This is a genomic window from Nesterenkonia halophila (assembly GCF_009467795.1).
Lineage (GTDB): Bacteria > Actinomycetota > Actinomycetes > Actinomycetales > Micrococcaceae > Nesterenkonia > Nesterenkonia halobia.
In genome coordinates this window covers 111981-132744 of sequence record NZ_WIAX01000012.1, presented here as the reverse complement: position 1 = coordinate 132744, position 20764 = coordinate 111981, and the positions used below count along the sequence as shown (strand labels likewise).

Below are 20764 nucleotides of genomic sequence, written 5' to 3'. Positions count from 1 at the left end.
CTCCGCCGGAGGGTTCTGGCGCTCAGAGAGTGCGGCGGACCTTCATGATGCGCCGGCGCAGCCAGTACTTGCGGAATCCGCCGGAGTAGATCCGGCTGCGGCGCAGCTCCCAGCGCCCCTGCTCGGCGTGCTCGACGACCCGGCGTCGGACCTCGGCGAGCGACTCGCGCGGCTCGCAGCGGATCACCAGGTACTCCCAGGCGGAGCCCGGCCCGGAGTCGTCGGTGTAGTGCGCCGCCACGGCGGAGGCGGATCCGGAGAAGTGCTCGGCCATCGTCACGCTCGCTCTCTGCTGCGGTTCTTCCGGCAGGGCCGATCGGCGCGGCCGGGCCCTCGGGGCCACACCCTAGCGCACCGCCGGCGGCGGCCGGCACCGGCGGGGGAGGTGGCCGGCGCGCGCCGTCGAGCGGTGCCGCCGCATCGGATCCGGTCGAGGATTCCTCCGCCGACGTCTTACCGTCGGGGCCCCGCATTGGTACCGTGATGCCATGAACATCGATCCCCGCGTCGCACTGAGCACGCTGACGAACGCTCTCGAGGAGCACCTTTCTGCCTCCCTCAACCGTCGCGGCGAGGAGGACCCTGCAGTCGAGTCGGCCTTCTACGGCGTCGCCGACGCCTTCGAGGCCTATGAGGACGCGCTGTTCGCGGCCACCGGCGAAGTCACGCCGCTCGACCTCTACGAGGAGGGCGACGACGAGGACGACTTCGACGAGGACGATGACGAGGACGACGAAGACGACGAGGACGAGGGCGACGACGAGGACGCTGCGGAGGAGGACCAGCCCGCCTCCGCCCGCGGCGTCTGACCCGGCATCTGACCCGGCGGCAGAGTTCGCCCGCGTCCCGGCGCTGCAGCCCGTCCGGGATGCGCAGCACCGGCGGTGACCCCAGGCGCGGTGTGCCCGGTGCGGGGTGGGCGATGTCACCGACGCCGTCCGCGGCACACAGCGCCAGGTTCACCAGGTGGGCGGGCTGATGGAATACGCTCACGGTGTGCAATGGATTGAAGCGATCATCCTGGGGCTGGTCCAGGGTCTGACGGAGTTTCTCCCGGTCTCCTCCTCCGCGCATCTGCGCATCGTGGGGGAGTTCCTGCCGGGAGGCGCCGACCCGGGGGCGGCCTTCACCGCGATCACCCAGCTCGGCACCGAGGCGGCGGTGGTCACGTTCTTCTGGCGTGACATCGTGCGCATCATCGGCGCCTGGTGCCTGGCGGTCGCGGGGAAGCGTCCGCATCGGGATCCCGACGTGCGCATGGGCTGGCTGATCATCGTCGGCTCCGTGCCCATCGTGGTGCTCGGGCTGCTCTTCGAGGACCAGATCGAGAGCGTGTTCCGCTCGCTCTGGCTCGTCGCCGCCATGCTCATCATCTTCGGTCTGATCCTCTCGATCGCCGATCTGAAGAGCCGGCAGCGCAAGCCGCTGGACCAGCTCACCGTCCGCGACGGCATCCTCTTCGGCCTCGCGCAGTCGCTGGCGCTGGTGCCCGGCGTCTCGCGCTCGGGCGGCACGATCACCGCCGGCCTGCTGATGGGCTACACCCGCGAGGCCGCGGCGCGGTACTCCTTCCTGCTGGCCATCCCGGCCGTCTTCGGCTCGGGCTTCTACATGCTCATCCAGTCCGTCGACGAAGCCTCCGGGCCGTATTCGCTTCCGCAGACGGCGCTGGCGACAGTGGTCGGCTTCCTGATCGCCTATGTGATCATCGGCTGGTTCATGAAGTTCATCTCGAGCCACTCCTACACCGTCTTCGTGATCTACCGGATCCTGGCGGGGCTGGCGGTCTTCGTGCTGCTCGGCCTCGGCATCATCAACGCCTGATCTCCTCGGCTCGGGCCGGAGCGTGGAAATACCGACGGGCGTGGGGCTGTTGGCCAGTGATCGGACGCCCCAGCCCAGATGCCCCCGCGCCGCGTGCGACGGGGAGGAAAGGACCGACTGCGTGGAATCGTGGACCTCCCCGACCGTGCCGAGCCTCCCGGCGCTGCCGCCGACGCTGCGGCTGCATGACACGGCGACGGGCCGACTGGCCGACGTCGAGCCCCGCGACGGCGTGGGCTCGCTCTACGTCTGCGGCATCACGCCCTACGACGCCACGCATCTGGGGCATGCGAACACCTATGTGAACTTCGACCTGCTGGTGCGCTACTGGCACGCCTGCGGGCTCGAGGTGCAGTACGTGCAGAACGTCACCGACGTCGACGATCCGCTCTTCGAGCGCGCCGCCGCCACCGGCACCGACTGGCGCGAGCTGGGGGAGGAGCAGACCGAGCTCTTCCGCCGCGACATGGCCGCCCTGGGCGTGATCGCTCCGGACGTCTTCCGCGGCGCGGCGGAGTCGGTGCCCGAGGTCGTCGCCGACGTCGAGCGGCTCGTCGAGGCCGGGATCGGCTATCGGGTGCCGGTGCCGGAGTCCGAGCGCGTCGACGCCGCCGACGGCGACGACGTCTACTTCGACATCGCCGCCGCCGAGGCGGCCACCGACTGGCGGCTGGGCTCGATCGGCGCCTACGACCGCGCTGCGATGGAGGAGCTCTTCCCCGAGCGCGGCGGTGACCCGCAGCGTGCCGGCAAGCGCGACGCGCTGGATCCGCTGCTGTGGAGCGCGCGGCGCGCCGGGGAGCCCTGGTGGGAGGGCGGCGCGCTAGGACCCGGCCGGCCCGGCTGGCACATCGAGTGTTCGGTGATCTCCCGGCGTCACCTGCCGGCCCCGTTCACCGTGCAGGGCGGCGGCTCGGACCTGCGCTTCCCGCACCACGAGTTCTCCGCCGCGCATGCCACGGCCGCCGACGGAGTGCCGCTGGCCGAGACCTACGTGCACACCGGAATGGTCGGGCTGCGCGGCGAGAAGATGTCGAAGTCCCAGGGGAACCTGGTGCTGGTCTCCGCGCTGCGCGCGGACGGCGTCGATCCGCAGGCGGTGCGGGTGCTGCTGCTCAGCCACCACCACCGCTCCGACTGGAGCTTCACCGACGAGGAGCTCGCCGCCTCGGGCGAGCGGCTGCAGCGCTGGAAGGACGCCCTGGCCGAGGCTCCGCAGCCGGCGCGCGGTGGCGACGCCGACAAGGAGCCCGAGGACCTGCAGCACGCGCTGCACTCGACGCTCTCCCAGGACCTCAATGCGCCGGCGGCGCTCGAGCAGCTGGACCGCTGGGCGGCGGGCCAGCTGGCCGCCGGCACCGACGCCGCGCGCGTCGCCGACGTCGTGCAGGCGCTGCTCGGCATCGACCTGCGCGCCTAACCGGGACCGGCCGGCGCCGGATGCGGCGGATCAGCCGCGGCCGCCGCCGGAGCCGAAGCCGCCCTCCGGCGGGCGCCGACGGCGCAGGTAACGCTCGAACTCGCGGGCGATGGCCTCCCCGCTGGCCTCGGGGAGGTCCGAGGTGTCGGTGGCCTCCTCGAGACGCTTGACGTACTCGGCGATCTCCTCGTCCTCCTGGGCGAGGTCGTCGACGCCGCGCTCCCAGGCCGCGGCGTCCTCGGCGACGTCCTCGACGTCGAGGGAGATCCCCAGCAGGTCCTCGAGCTCGCGCATCAGCGCCAGCTGCGCCTTCGGCGAGGGCGCCTGGCCCACGTAGTGCGGCACCGCCGACCACAGCGAGACGGCGGGGATCCCGGCCTGGAAGGCGGTGTGCGAGAGGACGCCGACGATGCCGGTGGGGCCCTCGTAGGTCGGCTCGTCGACGTCGAGCCGGTCCTGCAGCTGCTCGTCCTCGGTGGACAGCGCCGCGGGGATCGGACGCGTGTGCGGCACATCGGCCAGCAGCGAGCCCACCAGCACGATCGCGTCGACGTGATGCTCGGCCGCCCGAGTCAGCAGGTCCGCGGTGAACCCCTGCCAGCGGAAGCTGGGCTCCACGCCGTGGACCAGCAGCAGGTCCATCTCGGCCCGCCGGGGACGAGCCCGGAAGATCCGCGTCGAGGGCCAGATGATCTCCCGATGGGAGCCGGTGCGGCGGACCTTCGGGCGGGTGAACTGGTAGTCGTAGTAGTCCTCGTCCTCGAGGCGCTCGACGAGCTCGGCGTCGGCGGCGGAGCCGATCGAGCGCACCGCCGCCGACGCCGCGCCTCCGGCGTCGTTCCACCCTTCGAAGGCCAGCACCATCACCGTCGGGCGCGCGGTCGTGCCGTCGCCCACCTCGCGCAGATGCGCGGCGAAGCGGGCGGCGCGACCGGGCTCCTCGGCCGGCTGGTCCGGCGGCTGCGTCGTCTCGTCCACGGTCCTCACACTAGCCCCGGGGCCTGCGCGGGGAAAGCACCCAGGTCAGCATCGCCTCCGGCTGTGATCTGCTCGACGGCGCGACCCGGCGCGACCTCTTAGAATAGGCTCCATGGTCTCCCGCGTCCCCGCCCCCTCGTCCGCCGTCCGCCCCTCCGCCGCCGACGCGTCGGCGGCGGGCCGCCCGGATCAGCGCCTGCAGGCGGTGTTCTGGGACATGGACGGCACGCTGGTCGACACGGAGCCGCACTGGATCGAGGCCGAGTACGAGCTCGTCGCCTCCTACGGCGGCACGTGGTCCCAGGAGCAGGCCCATGCGCTGGTCGGCCAGGCGCTGACGCACAGCGCCGCCGTCCTCCAGGAGGCCGGGGTGCGGATGACCTCCCGCGAGATCATCGACTGGATGATCACCCGGGTCGCCGCCCGGGCCCGGGAGAACATGCCGTGGCGTCCCGGGGCGCGCGAGCTGCTGGCCGACCTGCACGCCGCCGGGGTGCGCTGCGCGCTGGTGACGATGTCGGAGTCGCTGCTGGCCGAGACGGTCGTCGCCGCCCTGCCGGCCGGACACCTCGAGTTCATCGTCTCCGGGGACATGGTCGCCGCCGGCAAGCCCGATCCGGAGGCCTATCACCAGGCGGTGGAGCGGATGGCCGCCGACCATGCCGCCGTCTCCGGCGAGCCGCTCGACCCGGCGCGCTGCCTGGCGGTGGAGGACTCGGTGCCCGGCACCGCCGCCGCGGCCGCCTCCGGACTGCCCACGCTGGCGGTGCCGCACTTCAGCCCGCTGCCCGAGGACGACCGCTGGCACCTGCGCGAGAGCCTGGAGGGCCTCGACGTCCACGCCCTGGACCGGATGGTCGGCCCCGGGGCGCCGTCGCCGTTCGCCCCGTCCCTCGGCGCGGTCCCGGACGCCTCGGCGGCCGACTGATGGCCCGCCGGCGCGGAGGAGCCGCGGCGCGGATCCGCATCGCCGGCATCCCGCTGCGGCTGCGCGCCTCCTGGCTGATCGTCGCCGCGGCCATCGTGCTGCTCTTCGGCCCGCAGGTCGACCGCATCTTCGACCTGGGCGTCGGGGCCTACGCGGTGGCGCTGGGCTACGCAGGACTGCTGCTGGTCTCGGTGCTGGCCCATGAGCTCGCCCACGCACTCAGCGCGCGGGCCTTCGGCTGGCCGCCGACCGAGATCGAGCTCAACCTGTGGGGCGGGCACACCGAGTTCCTCGCCGGCGACTCCACGCCCACGAAGTCGTTGGCGGTCTCGCTCGCCGGGCCGGCCGCGAATCTGGTGATCGCCGGGATCGGCTGGTGGCTGATCGAGACGTTCACGCCGGTCGGAGTCCTCGGCATGCTCGCCTCGGTGACCGTGGTGATGAACTTCCTGGTGGGCGTGTTCAACCTGCTGCCGGGTCTGCCGCTGGACGGCGGCCGACTCGTCGAGTCGACGGTCTGGGCGGCCACCGGCAGCCGGCTCCGCGGCGCGCTGGCCGCCGGATGGGCCGGACGCGTCGTCGTCGCCGGCCTCGTCCTCGCGGCGGTGTGGCTGCTGATCGCCGACGGAGGCGGCACGAATCTGGTGGTCGTGGTCGTCGCCGCGATGGTGAGCTTCGTCCTGTGGCAGGGCGCCTCGGACACTGTGACCGCCGCCCGCGCCGGTCTGCGGCGAGAGCGCCGCGAGGGGCGGGGACGATAGGCTCGCAGTGCCGCCCGACGAGACCGGACCGCCCGCGCCGGCGGACCGGCCCCGCCTGATGACCGACCCCTCGAGGAGGACGATCCCCCGTGACCACCACCCAGCCCGACGGCCAGAGCACCGGCCCCGTCGGCGCCCGGATGCGCACCGGCCCGCTGCGTGCCGGCCAGCGCGTCCAGCTGACCGATCGCAAGGGCAAGCCGAGCACCATCACGCTGCAGCACGGCGGCGAATGGCACACGCACCAGGGCGTGCTGCGGCATGACACGCTCATCGGCCGGTCCGAAGGGATCGTGGTGGCCAACGAGGCCGGACACGAATACCAGGTGCTGCGTCCGCTGCTGAACGACTTCGTGCTCTCCATGCCGCGCGGGGCGACAGTGGTCTACCCGAAGGACTCCGCGCAGATCGTCCAGGTCGCCGACGTGTTCCCCGGCGCCCGCGTCGTCGAGGCCGGGGTCGGCTCCGGCGCGCTGTCGCTGTCGCTGCTGCGCGCCGTCGGCGACGAGGGCACGCTGCACTCCTACGAGCGGCGCGCGGACTTCGCCGAGATCGCCCGCGGCAACGTCGCGGCCTTCTTCGGCGAGGAGCACCCCGGCTGGGCGGTCCATGTCGGCGATATGCAGGAGAAGGTCCTCGAGGTCGAGGAGCCCGGCTCGGTGGATCGCGTGGTGCTGGACATGCTCGCCCCCTGGGAGTGCCTGGACGCGGTGAAGCAGATCATGGCCCCGGGCGGAGTGTGGGTCAGCTACGTGGCCACAGTGACCCAGCTCTCTCGGCTGGCCGAGGCCATCCGGGAGTCCGAGGGCTTCACCGAGCCCGAGGCGCACGAGACCATGGTGCGCACGTGGCACCTCGACGGGCTGGCGGTGCGGCCGGATCACCGGATGATCGCCCACACCGGCTTCCTGCTGGCCGCTCGGCGGCTCGCCGACGAGGAGACGCCGCTGACGCTGAAGAAGCGTGAGAAGCAGTCCGAGGTCAGTGCCGAGGACCTGGCGGCCTGGCTGCCCGACGACGTCCAGCAGCCCTGGGACGAACAGGCCTTCAAGAAGCGCCCGGTCACCGGCAAGAAGGCCCGCAAGGCCGCCGCCCACGCGCAGAAGCTCGCCGACGCCGCCCGCGGGGCCGTCGACGGCGAGCTCGACGACCCCGACGTCGGCCCCGCCGGCGAGCCGGGCGGCACGGACGCCGCCGTCGCCGAGGGGGATCGAGAGGAGGACCAGTGAGCCAGGACCACCCGCAGCAGGACGATGCCCGGCAGGACCACGCGCGACAGGACGACGTGCGGCAGGACGATGCCGAGCAGCTGCGCGGCCGACTCGAGCAGACCCGCCGGCAGCTGGACTCCATGCGCCGGAGGACTCGGGAGCTCGAGGAGGAGGCGCGCATCGCCGGGCGGCAGAACACCCAGCTGGCCGAGACGCTGACCGCCGCCCGCGGGCGCATCGAGGAGCTGCGCGAGGCGCTGCACGCCGACGGTCAGGCGCCCTTCTCCTTCGCCACCGTCATCGCCTACCGCCCGCGGCACGAAGTCGTCGAGGGGCGCGAGATCGAGGCGGCCGCCGGTCCCGGCGTCGACGTGCTCCATGCCGGACGCCGGATGCGGGTGAGCCTCTCGCCGCTGCTCGACCCCGAGGAGCTGGAGCCGGGTGCGGAGGTGCTGCTGAACGAGCACCTGGCCGTGGTCGCGGTGCTCGAGCCGGAGGCCACCGGGGAGATCGCACGGGTCAAGGAGGTGCTGCCCGACGACCGTCTGGTGATCCTCTCCCGCGGCGAGGACGAGCGGGTGGTCCGTCTGTCCCCGGCGGCGAGCCGCCGCGCCGACCAGCCGGTGCGCGTCGGCGACGCGGTCACCGTGGACCTGCGCACCGGCACCGCCACCGAGATCGTCCCGCTCTCCGAGGTCGAGGACGTCGTGCTGGAGGAGACCCCCGACGTCAGCTACGCCGACATCGGCGGACTGGGCGAGCAGATCACCCAGATCCGCGATGCCGTCGAGCTGCCCTTCCAGCACGCCGACCTCTTCCGCGAGCACGGACTCTCGGCGCCGAAGGGCATCCTGCTCTACGGGCCGCCGGGCTGCGGCAAGACGATGATCGCCAAGGCGGTCGCCTCCTCGCTGGCCGAGGAGAGGCCCGGCGCCGAGGGCGGGGTGCGCTCGCCGTTCTTCCTGAACATCAAGGGCCCGGAGCTGCTGAACAAGTACGTCGGCGAGACCGAGCGCCATATCCGGGTGATCTTCTCCCGCGCCCGGGAGCGCGCCGACGCCGGCCATCCGGTGGTGGTCTTCTTCGACGAGATGGAGGCGCTGTTCCGCACTCGCGGCTCGGGGGTCTCCTCCGATGTGGAGACGACGATCGTGCCGCAGCTGCTGGCCGAGATCGACGGTGTCGAGACGCTGGACAACGTCATCGTCATCGGTGCGTCGAACCGTGAAGACATGATCGACCCGGCGATCCTGCGTCCGGGGCGGCTGGACGTGAAGATCCGGGTGCGGCGCCCCGCCGTCGACGGCGCCCGCGAGATCCTGCGCATCCACCTGGGAGCCGGAGTGCCGCTGCGGGCCGATCAGGTGGCCGCGCGCGGCGGTCGTGACGAGGCGGTCCAGCAGCTGGTGGAGACCGTGGTCTCGCGGCTCTTCCCGGCCGACGGTCGGGCGTGGCTGCGCCTGCGTCATGCCGACGGCGGGATCACGGACCTGGCCGCTGCGGAATTCGTCTCGGGCGCGGTGCTGGGCAGCATCGTCGATCGGGCGAAGAAGGCCGCGATCAAGGAGCACCTCGGCGCCGGACGGGATCCGGAGACCAAGGGCGTGACGGCCGAGCACCTGCGCGTCGCCGTCGACGACGAGCTGGCCGACCAGCAGGACCTGCTCAGCACGGCGGACCCTCAGGAGTGGGCCCGCGTGCTCGGCTCGGCGCCGACGCCGGTGGTCGCCGTCGAGCGGCCGGCCGCGACCGGCGACCGGACGAGCGAGCGCGCCACCGAGCGGAACGGAGGACGGGCATGAGCGTGCGACGGCTGATCGGCATGGAGACCGAGTACGGGGTCCATGCGCCGAGCAACCCCCGGGCCAGTCACGTGGCGCTGTCCATCGAGCTGGTCAACGCCTACGCCGCCGCCGTGACCGAGGCCGGAGGACAGGTCGCCGGTGCCGAATGGGATTATCAGTCCGAGTCGCCGCTGGTGGATGCCCGCGGCTGGGTGCTGCCGCGCTCCGCGGCGCATCCGAGCCAGCTGACTGACAGCTCCGAAGCAGTCGACGCCGGTGATAGCTCAGTCGACGACGGCGAGGCCGCCGCAGGCGTCGAGCCGCTGACCGGGGTCAGCGGTCCGGACCCCAGCCCGGCCGACGTCGCCGAAGGCGCCGGGGGAGCGGCCGCGGGCCGCGCCGACGTCGAGTTCCAGCAGGCCGGAGCCGCCGGCTGGCGCGGCGACTTCTTCCGGATGCGCGAGGACCAGCCGCATCTGCTGACCAACCTGGTGCTGTCCAACGGGGCGCGGCTCTACGTCGACCACGCCCATCCGGAGTACTCGGCCCCGGAGACCGTCGGGGCCAAGCGGGCGGTGCTGCACGACGTCGCCGGCGATCTGGTGGTCCGCCGCGCCGCGGAGCGGCTGGCCGCCGAGGAGGGCAGCCCGCAGGTGCTGCTCTACAAGAACAACACCGACGGCAAGTCGGCCTCCTACGGGGCGCACGAGAACTACCTGGTGCCGCGCGAGCTGCCCTTCGACGAGCTCGCCGCCGGGCTGATCCCGTTCTTCGTGACCCGGCAGATCCTCTGCGGCGCCGGACGCGTGGGGATCGGCGCCGAGCACCCGGAGCCGGGGTATCAGATCTCGCAGCGCGCCGACTTCTTCTTCGAGGAGGTCGGGCTGGAGACCACGATCCGGCGACCGCTGATCAACACCCGCGACGAGCCGCATGCCGACGCCGATCGGCACCGCCGGCTGCACGTGATCATCGGCGATGCGAACATGAGCGAGTACTCGTCCTGGATGCGAGTGGGCACCACGGCGCTGGTCCTCGACCTCATCGAATCGGGCCGCGCCCCGCAGCTGCGGCTGCGGGATCCGGTCGGCGCGCTGAAGGCGATCTCCCACGACCCGACGCTGCAGACGGCGGTGCGCACCAACCGCGGCGAGATGACCGCGCTGCAGATCCAGCGGCTGTATCTGCGCGCCGCCGTCTCCCGCGCCGCCGAGAAGTCCGGCCCCAAGGCCGCCCGCCATGCGCCCGACACCGAGACCGCCGAGGTGCTGGATGCCTGGGAGCAGCTGCTCGACGACCTCGCCGAGGACGTCGACGCCGCGGCCGACCGCGTCGACTGGGTGGCCAAGCGGCAGCTGCTCGAGTCCTACCGCCGGCGCGACGGGCTGGACTGGGACGCGCCGGTGCTGGCGATGGTCGACCTGCAGTACCACGACATCCGCCCGGAGAAGGGGCTGCACCACCGGCTGGTCCGTGCCGGACGGATGCGCCGGCTGTTCACCGACGACGCCGTGCGCTGGTCGGCCGCCCACGCCCCGGAGGAGACGCGGGCCTGGCTGCGCGGTCAGCTCGTCGCCGAGCATCCCGAGCTGCTCGCCGGGGCGAGCTGGGACCAGATCCTGCTGCGTCCGGATCCGGCGTCGCCGCCCGAGCGGCTGAGCATGCCCGAGCCCACCACCGGCGCCCGCGCCGAGGCCGAGCCGGTGCTGCTCGCGGCGAAGGACCCGCGGGCGATGATCAGCGGGCTGCGCCGGATGCTGGAGCAGGTCTCCTGGCAGGACGGCGGCCCGGGCTCGGCGCCGTCGACCGGTCCGAGCCCCTCGGCCGACTCCTCGCGGCGGAGGACGTAGACTCGCAGGACGGATCCCTCGACGCTTCCGCCGAGGGATCGGCATCGACAGCACGACACGTCGGCAGAAGGTGATCTCCATGGCCTCACACACTCAGGGCGGCGCCGAGCGCCGTCCGCAGGACGCCCGGCAGGAGGAGCCCGGCGACGGCGGGCCCGGTGCGGGCGACGCCGGCGCGGCGGGCGGCAGCGCCCAGGCTCGACAGCAGGCCGAGGAGCTCGACGGGCTGCTCGACGAGATCGACTCGGTGCTGGAGTCCAATGCCGAGGAGTTCGTCCGCGGCTTCGTGCAGAAGGGCGGACAGTAGCGGCATGGATCGTCGCGTCGTCGGCGTCGAGACCGAGTTCGGTCTGGCGCACCGCGGCGGGGAGCGGCGCGGTCTGCCTCCCGAGGAGACCGCCCGCTACCTCTTCCGGCCGGTCCTGGACTGGGGGCGCAGCTCCAACGTCTTCATCCCGAACGGCTCCCGGCTGTACCTCGACGTGGGCTCGCACCCCGAGTACGCCACCGCCGAATGCGACCGGCTGACCGACCTGATCGCCTCGGACCGGGCCGGCGAGCTGATCATGCACGACCTCGCCCTCCGGGCGGAGCAGGCGATGGCCGCCGACGGCTATGCCGGCACGCTGTACCTGCTGAAGAACAACATCGACTCGCAGGGCAACTCCTACGGCTCCCACGAGAACTACCTGATCCCGCGCACCACGCATTTCCGGCGGCTGTCGACGATCCTGCTGCCGTTCCTGGTCACCCGCCAGCTGCTGGCCGGGGCCGGGCGCATCGTGCCGGCGGCCGACGGCCGCGGCGCGCACTGGGCCTTCTCCCAGCGCGCCGATCACATGTGGGAGGGCATCTCCTCGGCCACCACTCGTGCGCGGCCGATCATCAACACCCGCGACGAGCCGCACGCCGACGCCGGAGTGCACCGGCGGCTGCACGTCATCGTCGGCGACTCGAACATGTCCGAGACCACGCAGCTGCTGCGCTTCGGGTCCACCGACCTGGTCCTGCGGATGATCGAGGCCGGCGTCCCGCTGGGGGACTTCGAACTCGAGGACCCGATCGCCGCCATCCGCACGATCAGCCATGACCTCACCGGCACCGCGACAGTGCCGACGCGCGACGGCCGGCGGGTCACCGCCGTCGACGTGCAGTCGGCGCTGCTGGACCGCTCCCGCCGCTTCGTCGCCGAGCACGGGGCCCATCACGAGCACGTCGACGCCGTGCTCGAACTCTGGGAGCGCACGCTGCAGGCCGTCTCCTCGGGCGACCACACGCTGATCGAGGCCGACATCGACTGGGCGATCAAGAAACGCACCGTCGAGGACGTCGCCGCCCGCGGCGGTCTGCCGCTGGACGCTCCGCGGCTGACCCAGGTCGACATGGCCTACCACGACGTCCACCCCGAGCGGGGTCTCTTCCGCATGCTCGAGCGGCGCGGGCGCGCCACCCGGCTGGTCGACGACGACGCCGTCCGCCGCGCGACGGTGGATCCGCCGGCGACCACGCGGGCGAGCCTGCGCGGCCGCTTCCTGTCCACTGCGCGGGCCTTCGGCGTCGAGCACCAGGTCGACTGGGTCCAGCACAAGCTCGTGGAGCGACCGCTGGAGGCGCTGATGCTCAAGGACCCCCTCGCCGTGGAGGAGCCGCGCCTGGAGTCGCTGCTCGACAAGCTCGGCGACCGGGCCGCGGGGCTGCAGGAGCTGGACATCGAGCAGCGCGCCGCGCAGCCGGGTCCGCTGGCGCTGAGCGAGCGGTATCGCGTCCGCGACGCGCCGCCGTCGGACCCGCCGTTGATCTGAGCCGGCGCCGCGCCGGAGGTTCCGTGTGCGGCGAGTCCAGATTCCGCAGGTACAGTGCTCCCCGGCGGGGATCGTCTCCCGAGGCCTCGCCGCGACCCCGCATCCGCGACTCTGCATCCGCGCCCCGTCGTCCCGACTCTGGAGGTCCTCCCTCGTGAGCAGAAAGCATCTCGCCCTGTCCCTGCCCGCCGTCCTGCTGCTGGCGGGCTGCGGCGGAGGAGACGGCATCGGCGACTCGTCGGCCCTGGAGGGCCTCGACGTGCACATGACCGAGGAGGGCGCCCCGGAGGTCGTCGTCAAGGACGCGATCGAGACCGAGGAGCGGTCCTCGCTCGTGCTCGACGCCGGTGACGGCGCGGAGGTCGAGGGCGATCACCTCATCGAGTTCTCCCAGGCCTCGGTGGATCCCAGCTCCGGGTCGGTGCAGCAGGAGAACTTCTCCTCCGGCGCGCCGGGCATGCTGTACCTGCCCGAGCTGAAGGCCGGCGACGAGTTCTCCTACAAGTCGCTGACCGAGACCGGGCTGAAAGTCGGCGGAGAGATCGCCCTGTACGTGCCGGCCGAGGCGCAGAGCGGCGGACAGCAGCAGATGATGCAGCAGCCCGCCGATCAGCTGTCGGTGCTGCGCGTCGAGGACACCTTGCCCGACCATGCCTCCGGCGAGGAGGTCGAGCAGTCGGGCGACCTGCCGGCCGTCGAGTCGACTGAAGGTGAGGCGCCGGAGCTGGTCGAGGCGCCCGGCGAGGACGCCGAGGTGCCGGAGAGCACGCAGAGCGAGGTGCTCATCCAGGGCGACGGCGAGGAGATCGCCGACGACCAGGTGATGCTCGCCCGCTACACCGGCTGGACGTGGTCCGACGGCGAGGTCTTCGACTCGAGCTGGCCGGGCGTCACGGCGTCGTCGGAGGAAGAGTCTGAGGGTGGCTCCGGGGACGACTCCGGGGGCGAGTCGCCGTCCGCCTCCGCCGCGGAGGACTCCGAGGAGGAGACCCCGCAGCGCCCGTACCAGTTCACCTGGGACACCTCGATCACCGGATGGGAGGAGGCGCTGACCGGCAAGCATGTCGGCGACCGGGTCCTCATGGTGGTCCCGGCGGCGGAGGCGTACCCCGAAGACAGCGAGCATGAGATGGCCGGCGAGGATCTGATCTTCGTCGTCGACCTCGTGGCCGCAGTGCCGCAGGAGGATCTCCAGCAGGGCCAGCAGGGCCAGCAGGGCCAGCAGGGCCAGCAGGGCCAGTAGTCCGGTGCTCCTCCGCGTGCGCGGCGAGGAATGACACGATCGTCGGGTGCCGCTCGTCGGCGCGCCGCGCCAGGATAGGCTGGCCGATGTGACGCAGGACCGGTCCGGCTCAGGGCCCGCCGGTCGACACCGCCCGTGACGCGAGAGGAACCCCGGACCATGTCCTTCGGCCAGCGCAGCTACGACCGCACCCGACCCGAGGTCGACTTCCCCGGCGAGACGCCGCCGGAGGATCTGGTGATCGAGGAGCTCATCCCGGGCGGCGGAACCGCCGTGGAGCCCGGCGACCAGGTCTCCTGCCACTACGTCGGAGTCTCCTGGTCCACCGGGGAGGAGTTCGACGCCTCCTGGAACCGCGGGAAGCCGCTGGACTTCACCGCCGGCATCGGCCAGGTCATCCAGGGATGGGACCAGGGACTGATCGGCATGCAGGAAGGCGCCCGGCGGCGCTTCGAGATCCCGCCCCATCTTGCCTACGGGGAGCAGGGCGCCGGGTCGGCCATCGGGCCGGGCGAGACGCTGATCTTCGTCGTCGACCTCGTCGGCGTGCGCCGAGCGGCGTGAGCGACTGTGGCCGGCTACCAGTACCGCGGAGGGTCGCGCTCCGCCGCCCAGCAGGCCACCAGCCTTTCCGACGACGCCGTCGACCTGGCCCGCGGCGAGGAGGCGGACTTCACCGCCGCGCACGATGAGCGGCACGAGCAGGACGTCAGCGCCGAGCGCGCCGTCAGCCGCGCACTCTCGCTGGCGGCGACGATCGCCGACGAAGGGTCCGTCGGGCTGACCAAGTGGCAGATCAAGAGCCGGATCGAGGATTATCGCGAGCAGTCCGACCGCACCTTCGATCGGATGCTGAACCGCGACAAGCGGCTGCTGGGGCAGCTCGGCTTCGTCGTCACAGACGCCGCCCGCCTCGGCCGCGCTCCGCAGGACGTCGAGGAGGATCCCGACGGCGCGGTCTCCTCCGGGCGGCAGGACCATCGCTACGTCATCGACCACCGCCGGCAGGGTCTGCCCCCGATGCGCATCACCGCCGCCGAGGCGCTGGCCCTGGATCGTGCCCAGCTGGCCTGGACCGGCACCGGGGCCCAGCGCAGCATCCGGCGGGCCGTCGGCGCGCTTACCGACGCCGGCCGGCTCGACGCCGCGGACGCCGAGTCCGCCGACGGCGAGCTGCCGGCCGCCGGGCTCGAGGCGCTGGTCGGGCGCCGGCCGGGCGAGTACCGGCTCGGCGTCGGCGGCGATGCGGATCTGGAGCACCTGGAGACGCTGGTCCGGCTGCCCGACCGCGCACCGGTGACCTTCGACTACACTGCGCGCGGCCGGCAACGTCCGGCGCGACGCACTGTGGTCCCCTTCGGCTGGGGAATGCGCGGACGCTGGTATCTGGTCGGCCATGACCTGGCCCGCGACGGGGTGCGGGTCTTCCGGCTGGACCGCATCCACGGGGCCGTCGAGCCGGCGGAGGCTTCCGCCCTGGACGGCGAGGACGCCGAGCGGCTGTCCAGGCTGCGCGGCGACCTGGAGGCCGGCGTCGTCGACGCCTGCGCGGTGACGACGGAGCAGCTGGCCGACCTCGGGCCGGTCGAGGCGGGCGAGACCGTCGAGCTGGAGCTGACCGGCTCCGCCGCCGCCGTCCACCGCCCGCTGGCCGTGCCCGGCAGCGTGGAGGAGCTCGACGACGGAGCGGTGCGGCTCACGCTGGAGACCACGCTGCACGACTCGGTCGTCGCCGATCTCGCCGTCCGGCTGCCGGAGGTGCGGCGCGCGGACGGTCCGCGCCTGGTCGGCAAGATCCGCTCGCACCTGCAGGCGGTCTCCACCGCCCACGAGGAGCATCGCGACACCGCCGTCGGCCGGCTGAAGCGGCTCGCCGACCGCGGCGAGAGCAGCACCAGCAGCCGCTGGCAGATCAGCCGGGCCATGGAGGTGCTGCCCTTCCTGCACGCCGGCGGCGGCGCGCCGGTGAGTCAGGTGCTGGACCGCACCGGCATCAGCGTCGAGGCGCTGCACCAGCTGCTGGTCACCGTCGAGCAGACCGGCAGCTACGACGCCGCCGAGTACGCCGACTTCGTGACGGTCCGCCCGACGATCCCGCTGACCCGGCGCGGGTTCGTCGAGGAGATCGTCGAGCCCGACGTCACGCTGAGCCTCGAGATGCCCGCCGGGCGCAGCGCCGAGACGCTCGGCCGGCCGCTGGGGCTCTCCGCCGGCGGGGCGCTCTCGCTGCTCATCGCCCTGGAAGGGCTGATCGCCTCGGACGCGCCGGAGGACGTGGGACTCCAGGAGCCGGCCCGCGCGCTGCGCGAGAAGGTCCAGGGCCTCGCGCCGGCGGAGGTGGTCGAGTCGGCCTCGGCCGCCCGGATCTCCTGGGCGCGGACCGACCCCTACGAGCACCAGGCCGCGCTCCGGACGGCGATCCGCGACGAGCACGCGGTGCGCCTGGACTACGAGAAGTCCGACGGCGCGCGCACCGTGCGCGAGGTCGAGCCGGTGGACCTGGTCCACGACGTCGGGCGCACCTACCTGCGCGCCTGGTGCCGCAGCTCCCGCGGAGAGCGCTACTTCCTGCTCTCCCGCCTCCTGGGACTCGAGCTGCTGCCCTGCTCTCCGATCGGTGCGGAGGCCGCCGCCGTGGCGGCGACGACGGCGACGCGGCCGCGGGTGCCGCACCGCGCGGGCGACCCGACGGCGGTGCTGCGCTTCTCCCCGCCGGCGGCCGGCGCCGCAGAGGAGCACGCCCCGCTGCGGCACCGCGTCGACGACGACGGCGCCCGGACGGTGGAGATCAGCTACCGCAGCGACGCCTGGTTGACCGACCTGGGGCTGCGCTTGGCCGGCGACGTGGTGGTGCTGCGACCCGCCGACGTCGCCGCGGAGATCCGACGCCGCGCCGCCGAGGGGCTCGACAGGCTCGACGGCGACGTCGCGCGCTGAGCTCCGCGGCGTGACCGCGACCGTCGTCCGGTGGAGTATCCTGGAAATAAGACGAAAGGACGTACTGGTATGAGTCTCGGTCCCTGGCAGATCGCCATCATCGCCCTGCTGATCATCCTGCTGTTCGGCGCGCCGAAGCTGCCGCAGCTGGCCAAGTCCGTGGGACAGTCGATGCGCATCTTCAAGTCGGAGGTGCAGACGATGAGCGGCGAGTCGAGCTCGAAGGACTCGTCGCAGGAGTCCGCGGAGGAGGGGGAGAAGCCCGCCGTGGAGGGCCGCGTGGTGAACGCGGAGGACCCGTCCGCTCAGCGCAGCGGTGAGGGTGCCGAGCAGCGGCGAGACCGCAGCTGACGCCGATGGCGAGGACGCAGACCGGCGATCCCCGCTCCACCGGCCGTCGTCGGCCGCGTCGCCGCGACCCCGAGGGACGGATGCCGCTGAAGGAGCATCTGCGCGAGCTCCGGAAGCGGCTCGTCCTCGCCGCCGCCGGCATCGTGCTGGGCGCGGTCGCGGGCATCATCCTGTACGACCAGATCTTCCAGGTCCTCACCGCCCCGGTGCTCGGCTATGACGACGTCGACCGCACCACGGAGATCGCCTTCAACACTGTCGGGCAGCCGCTCGACCTGATGATCCGCATCTCGCTGTTCGTGGGGATCGTGATCTCGGCGCCGATGTGGCTCTACCAGATCTGGGCTTTCATCATGCCCGGGCTGAAGAAGCGCGAGAAGCGCTATGCGCTGAGCTTCCTGGCCGTCTCCGTGCCGCTGTTCCTGGGCGGCATCTGGCTGGCCTATGTGGTGCTGCCGCGGGCCATCCGCTTCTTCTTCACGCTGAACCCCGAGGGCACGTCGAACATCATCGCCCCGGACGTGTACTTCACCTTCGTCATCCACCTCTTCCTGGCCTTCGGCGTGGCGATGATCCTCCCGGTCGTGCTGGTCGGGGTGAACATGATGGGCCTGGTCAGCGGCAAGCGGGTGCTGCAGAGCTGGCGCGGCACGGTGATGCTCATCGCGCTGATGTCGGCGCTGGCCGCGCCCGGCGGCGACGCGGTGTCGATGTTCTTCATCGCCGGGCCGCTGGTGGTCCTCTTCGCCGTGGCCATCGTGCTCTGCCTGATCAACGACAAGCGCCGGGCGCGTCGCGACCAGGAGCGGGAGCAGGCCAACGAGGCACTCATCGACGACCCCGGCGAGGTCTGACCTGACCCGCCGACACCGGGGATGACTCCGCGGCTCGGGTGGGAATATGACCGCATTCCCACCCGAGCCGCGGAGTCATCCGTGCGGCGGGCTCAGCTGCGGGCGGCCTGCTGCGCGCGCAGCCCGCGCAGCAGGTGGTCCTGCTCCTCGCGCAGGATGCGGCGCAGCGCCGCCGGGGCCTGCGGATGCTCCGCCAGCCAGGCCGCGACCTGCCGGGCCGTGGGATGCTCCTCGGGCTGCTGGCCCTCGGCCAGATCCCGGGCTCCGGGGAAGAGCCCGGAGACCACCCGGGTGGCCTGGCCCTGGCTCATCCGCCGCCAGACGTCCTCCAGCGCGGCGAAGTACGTCGCGTCGTGGACCTCGATCAGCGACGGCGGGCCGCAGCAGAAGCCGTCGACAGTGGCGGTGAGGTGGTCGTTGGACAGCTCCTCGCCGTCCTCGTCGATCCCGCTGATAGCCTGCTCCAGCGCGTTCTCCTTGACCACTGCGTGCGGGCGGGCGGACAGCGCCAGTCGGTGGGCGACGCGGCCGCGAGCCGTGGTGCGGGACTCCAGCTCGGCGTCCAGCTGCGCGGCCTCGGTGCGCCCGTGGACCGTCAGCGCCTGCAGGAAGGCCCAGCGCAGCTCCTCGTCGACCTCCAGGCCCTCGATCCCGCGGCCGACGGCGTCGCCGTCGAGCAGCGCGGCCAGCAGGTCCAGCTGCGCGTCCGTCCGCCGGGAGACCGTCGCCAGCGTGCGCGCGGCGGCGCGCTGGCGGTCGCCCCCGGCCTCCTCGGCCAGATGGCCGGCGAGCCGGTCGGCGAAGCGGGCCTGCAGAGCCTCGCGCTCCTCGGCCGGGACATAGGCCTGCAGTGCCCGGTCGGCCTGACGCAGCAGGCTCTGGACCACGCCGACCTCGGTGATCTGCAGGCCGAGCTCCATGACCGCCTCGACGAAGCGGCGGGCGGGCAGCTCGCCGTCGCGGACCATCGACCACAGTGCCGCCCACACCGTCGCCCGGGCCAGCGGGTCGGCCACCGGGTGGGTGAGCACGGCGGCGGTGGACTCGGCGTCGAGCCGCAGCTTCGCGTAGGTCAGGTCGTCCTCGTTGGGCAGCAGCAGCCGCGGGGTGCCCTCGGCCGGCAGCTGCAGATCCTCGACGACGACGCGCCCGGCCGGGTCCTCGGGGGACAGCCGGACGTCGGCGACGTCGGCGCGGCGCAGCTCTCCGGAGTCCGCATCGAGGGCATGGACGGCGCAGCGGATGCGGTGCGGCCGGGAGACCGGCCGCTCAGTGGCCGGATCGAGGCCGGTCTGGGTCACCAGCACGTGCCGCTGCGGCGTGCCGGAGCCTTCGACGTCGGCGGCCAGCTCCGGCACGCCGGCGGTCTGCAGCCAGGCCTGCGCCCACCGGCCCATGTCCTCGCCCGAGACTTCCTCGAGCACCGCCAGGAAGTCCTGCAGCGTGGCGTTGCCGAAGGCATGCCGCGAGAAGTACCGGCGGGCGGCGGTGCGGAAGGCCTCGCGGCCGACGGTGGCGGCCAGCTGCTTGAGCACGCTGGCGCCCTTGGCGTAGGTGATGCCGTCGAAGTTCTGGTCGGCGGCCTCCAGATCGGCGATGTCGGCGACGATCGGATGGGTGGTCGGCAGCTGGTCCTGCACGTAGGCCCAGGCCTTCCGGCCGTTGGCGAAGGAGATCCATGAGGTGGTGAAGCCGGTGGCCTCGTCGACCGCCAGCGCGCCCATGTAGTCGGCGAAGGACTCCTTGAGCCAGAGGTCGTCCCACCACTGCGGGGTGACCAGGTCGCCGAACCACATGTGGGCCATCTCGTGCATCAGCGTGTTCGCCCGCGTCTCGTGCTGGGCGTCGGTGGCGGCGGTGTCGAAGACATGCTTCTCGGTGAAGGTCACCAGGCCCGGATTCTCCATGGCGCCGAGGTTGTACTCGGGGACGAAGGCCTGGTCATAGGCGCCCCAGGGGTAGGGGTGGGCGAACTCGGCGTGGAAGAAGTCCAGACCGCGGCGGGTGAGGTCGAAGAGCTCCTCGGCGTCGAGGTGCTCGGCCAGCGAGGCCCGGCAGAGCAGCGCCAGGGGGATGTCGAACTCCTCGCCGTCGGCGACGCCGCCGCGCCAGGTCGACTCGACGCAGTGGTACGGGCCGGCCAGCAGCGCGGTGATGTAGCTGGACATCACCGGGGTCTCGGCGAACTCGACGCGGACCAGCCCGGCGTCGAGGCCTCGTGCGGCGCCCTCGACCGGGGTGCGCGAGACGGCGGCGCCGTTGGAGCGCAGCTGCCAGGTGTCCGGGCCGGTGATGCTGATCCGGAAGCGGGTCTTCAGATCCGGCTGCTCGAAGACCGGGAAGACGCGGCGGGAGTCGGCCGGCTCGTACTGGGTGTAGAGGTAGACCTGCCCGTCGGTCGGGTCGACGAAGCGGTGCAGCCCCTCGCCGGAGCGCGAGTAGACCGAGGTGGTGTGCAGTTCGACCTCGTTCTGCTCCTGCAGCCGCGGCAGGCGGATGCGGGCGGCGCCGGCGTGCTCGGCGACGTCGAGCGTCTCGCCGTTGAGCACCACCGACTCGACCGAGGACCCCAGGTAGTCCAGGAAGGTCTCGGCGCCGGGCGTCGAGGAGGTGAAGGAGATCCGGGTGCGCACCGGGTAGGTGGTCTGCCCCGCGGCGGCGGCGTCGCGCAGGTCGACGTCGACGGTGCAGGAGGTGACCTGCAGGTGTCCGGCACGGGCGGCGGCCTCCTCGCGGGTGAGGTTCTCGACGTCGGACCGGTCGACGGCCGGCGCCGGCGCCGGAGAGGACGAGGGGACGGGGTATGCGGACGATGTCATGG

The 20764-nt window shown here is 72.6% G+C and carries 18 protein-coding genes; 15 read left to right on the top strand and 3 right to left on the bottom strand.

Going from position 1 to position 20764, the window contains the following annotated elements; genetic code table 11:
• Positions 1 to 22: 22 nt before the first annotated feature.
• On the bottom strand, positions 23 to 280 hold the full coding sequence (locus GCL72_RS06205; protein WP_246161045.1) for a DUF5703 family protein: 258 nt from the start codon (positions 278 to 280) through the stop codon (positions 23 to 25).
• 208 nt (positions 281 to 488) lie between these two features.
• Here GCL72_RS06205 and GCL72_RS09780 point away from each other — a divergent pair, with 208 nt between their 5' ends.
• The 3 genes from GCL72_RS09780 (at position 489) to mshC (ending at position 3244) form a co-directional block, all read left to right on the top strand.
• Positions 489 to 809, top strand: a complete 321-nt coding sequence (locus GCL72_RS09780; protein WP_153143840.1) for a primosomal protein — start codon at positions 489 to 491, stop codon at positions 807 to 809.
• A 169-nt stretch (positions 810 to 978) separates the two neighbouring features.
• Complete coding sequence (locus GCL72_RS06195; RefSeq protein WP_153143839.1) at positions 979 to 1824, top strand: undecaprenyl-diphosphate phosphatase; 846 nt, start codon at positions 979 to 981, stop codon at positions 1822 to 1824.
• A 121-nt stretch (positions 1825 to 1945) separates the two neighbouring features.
• Positions 1946 to 3244 (top strand): cysteine--1-D-myo-inosityl 2-amino-2-deoxy-alpha-D-glucopyranoside ligase, encoded by a 1299-nt coding sequence (gene mshC / locus GCL72_RS06190; RefSeq protein ID WP_153143838.1) that lies wholly within the window; start codon positions 1946 to 1948, stop codon positions 3242 to 3244.
• A 30-nt stretch (positions 3245 to 3274) separates the two neighbouring features.
• Here mshC and GCL72_RS06185 read toward each other — a convergent pair whose 3' ends face one another.
• The gene (locus GCL72_RS06185) at positions 3275 to 4231 is read right to left on the bottom strand and encodes a proteasome assembly chaperone family protein (protein ID WP_425486761.1); all 957 of its coding nucleotides are present in this window, start codon (positions 4229 to 4231) and stop codon (positions 3275 to 3277) included.
• A 103-nt stretch (positions 4232 to 4334) separates the two neighbouring features.
• On the opposite strand from GCL72_RS06185, the gene GCL72_RS06180 reads away from it, so the two are divergent.
• The 12 genes from GCL72_RS06180 to tatC all read left to right on the top strand — a co-directional run bounded on the left by GCL72_RS06180 (position 4335) and on the right by tatC (position 17943).
• Complete coding sequence (locus tag GCL72_RS06180; protein WP_153143837.1) at positions 4335 to 5150, top strand: HAD family hydrolase; 816 nt, start codon at positions 4335 to 4337, stop codon at positions 5148 to 5150.
• Positions 5150 to 5911, top strand: a complete 762-nt coding sequence (locus tag GCL72_RS06175; RefSeq protein WP_153143836.1) for a site-2 protease family protein — start codon at positions 5150 to 5152, stop codon at positions 5909 to 5911. Before GCL72_RS06180 ends, GCL72_RS06175 begins: the two co-directional genes overlap by 1 nt.
• Before the next feature lie 140 nt (positions 5912 to 6051).
• On the top strand, positions 6052 to 7140 hold the full coding sequence (locus tag GCL72_RS06170) for a tRNA (adenine-N1)-methyltransferase (RefSeq protein WP_153143967.1): 1089 nt from the start codon (positions 6052 to 6054) through the stop codon (positions 7138 to 7140).
• A 122-nt stretch (positions 7141 to 7262) separates the two neighbouring features.
• Entirely contained in the window at positions 7263 to 8924 is a 1662-nt protein-coding gene (gene arc, locus GCL72_RS06165; RefSeq protein WP_425486765.1) for a proteasome ATPase, read from the top strand.
• Complete coding sequence (dop, locus tag GCL72_RS06160; protein ID WP_153143834.1) at positions 8921 to 10756, top strand: depupylase/deamidase Dop; 1836 nt, start codon at positions 8921 to 8923, stop codon at positions 10754 to 10756. Before arc ends, dop begins: the two co-directional genes overlap by 4 nt.
• 79 nt (positions 10757 to 10835) lie before the next feature.
• Positions 10836 to 11063 carry a ubiquitin-like protein Pup gene (locus GCL72_RS06155; protein ID WP_153143833.1) on the top strand — a complete coding sequence of 76 codons (228 nt, stop codon included), beginning with the start codon at positions 10836 to 10838 and terminating at the stop codon, positions 11061 to 11063.
• Positions 11064 to 11067: 4 nt separating this feature from the next.
• Complete coding sequence (pafA, locus tag GCL72_RS06150) at positions 11068 to 12558, top strand: Pup--protein ligase (protein ID WP_153143832.1); 1491 nt, start codon at positions 11068 to 11070, stop codon at positions 12556 to 12558.
• Positions 12559 to 12712: 154 nt separating this feature from the next.
• Positions 12713 to 13801 carry an FKBP-type peptidyl-prolyl cis-trans isomerase gene (locus tag GCL72_RS06145; RefSeq protein ID WP_153143831.1) on the top strand — a complete coding sequence of 363 codons (1089 nt, stop codon included), beginning with the start codon at positions 12713 to 12715 and terminating at the stop codon, positions 13799 to 13801.
• 159 nt (positions 13802 to 13960) lie between these two features.
• The gene (locus GCL72_RS06140) at positions 13961 to 14365 is read left to right on the top strand and encodes an FKBP-type peptidyl-prolyl cis-trans isomerase (protein WP_153143830.1); all 405 of its coding nucleotides are present in this window, start codon (positions 13961 to 13963) and stop codon (positions 14363 to 14365) included.
• Positions 14366 to 14371: 6 nt separating this feature from the next.
• Positions 14372 to 16738 (top strand): helix-turn-helix transcriptional regulator, encoded by a 2367-nt coding sequence (locus GCL72_RS06135; protein ID WP_153143829.1) that lies wholly within the window; start codon positions 14372 to 14374, stop codon positions 16736 to 16738.
• Positions 16739 to 16807: 69 nt separating this feature from the next.
• Complete coding sequence (gene tatA, locus GCL72_RS06130; RefSeq protein WP_153143828.1) at positions 16808 to 17089, top strand: Sec-independent protein translocase subunit TatA; 282 nt, start codon at positions 16808 to 16810, stop codon at positions 17087 to 17089.
• A 5-nt stretch (positions 17090 to 17094) separates the two neighbouring features.
• Entirely contained in the window at positions 17095 to 17943 is an 849-nt protein-coding gene (gene tatC, locus GCL72_RS06125) for a twin-arginine translocase subunit TatC (protein WP_153143827.1), read from the top strand.
• Between the two features lie 92 nt (positions 17944 to 18035).
• Here tatC and pepN read toward each other — a convergent pair whose 3' ends face one another.
• A complete protein-coding gene (gene pepN, locus GCL72_RS06120; RefSeq protein ID WP_153143826.1) occupies positions 18036 to 20762 on the bottom strand; it encodes an aminopeptidase N in 2727 nt (908 codons plus the stop codon).
• Positions 20763 to 20764: the final 2 nt, after the last annotated feature.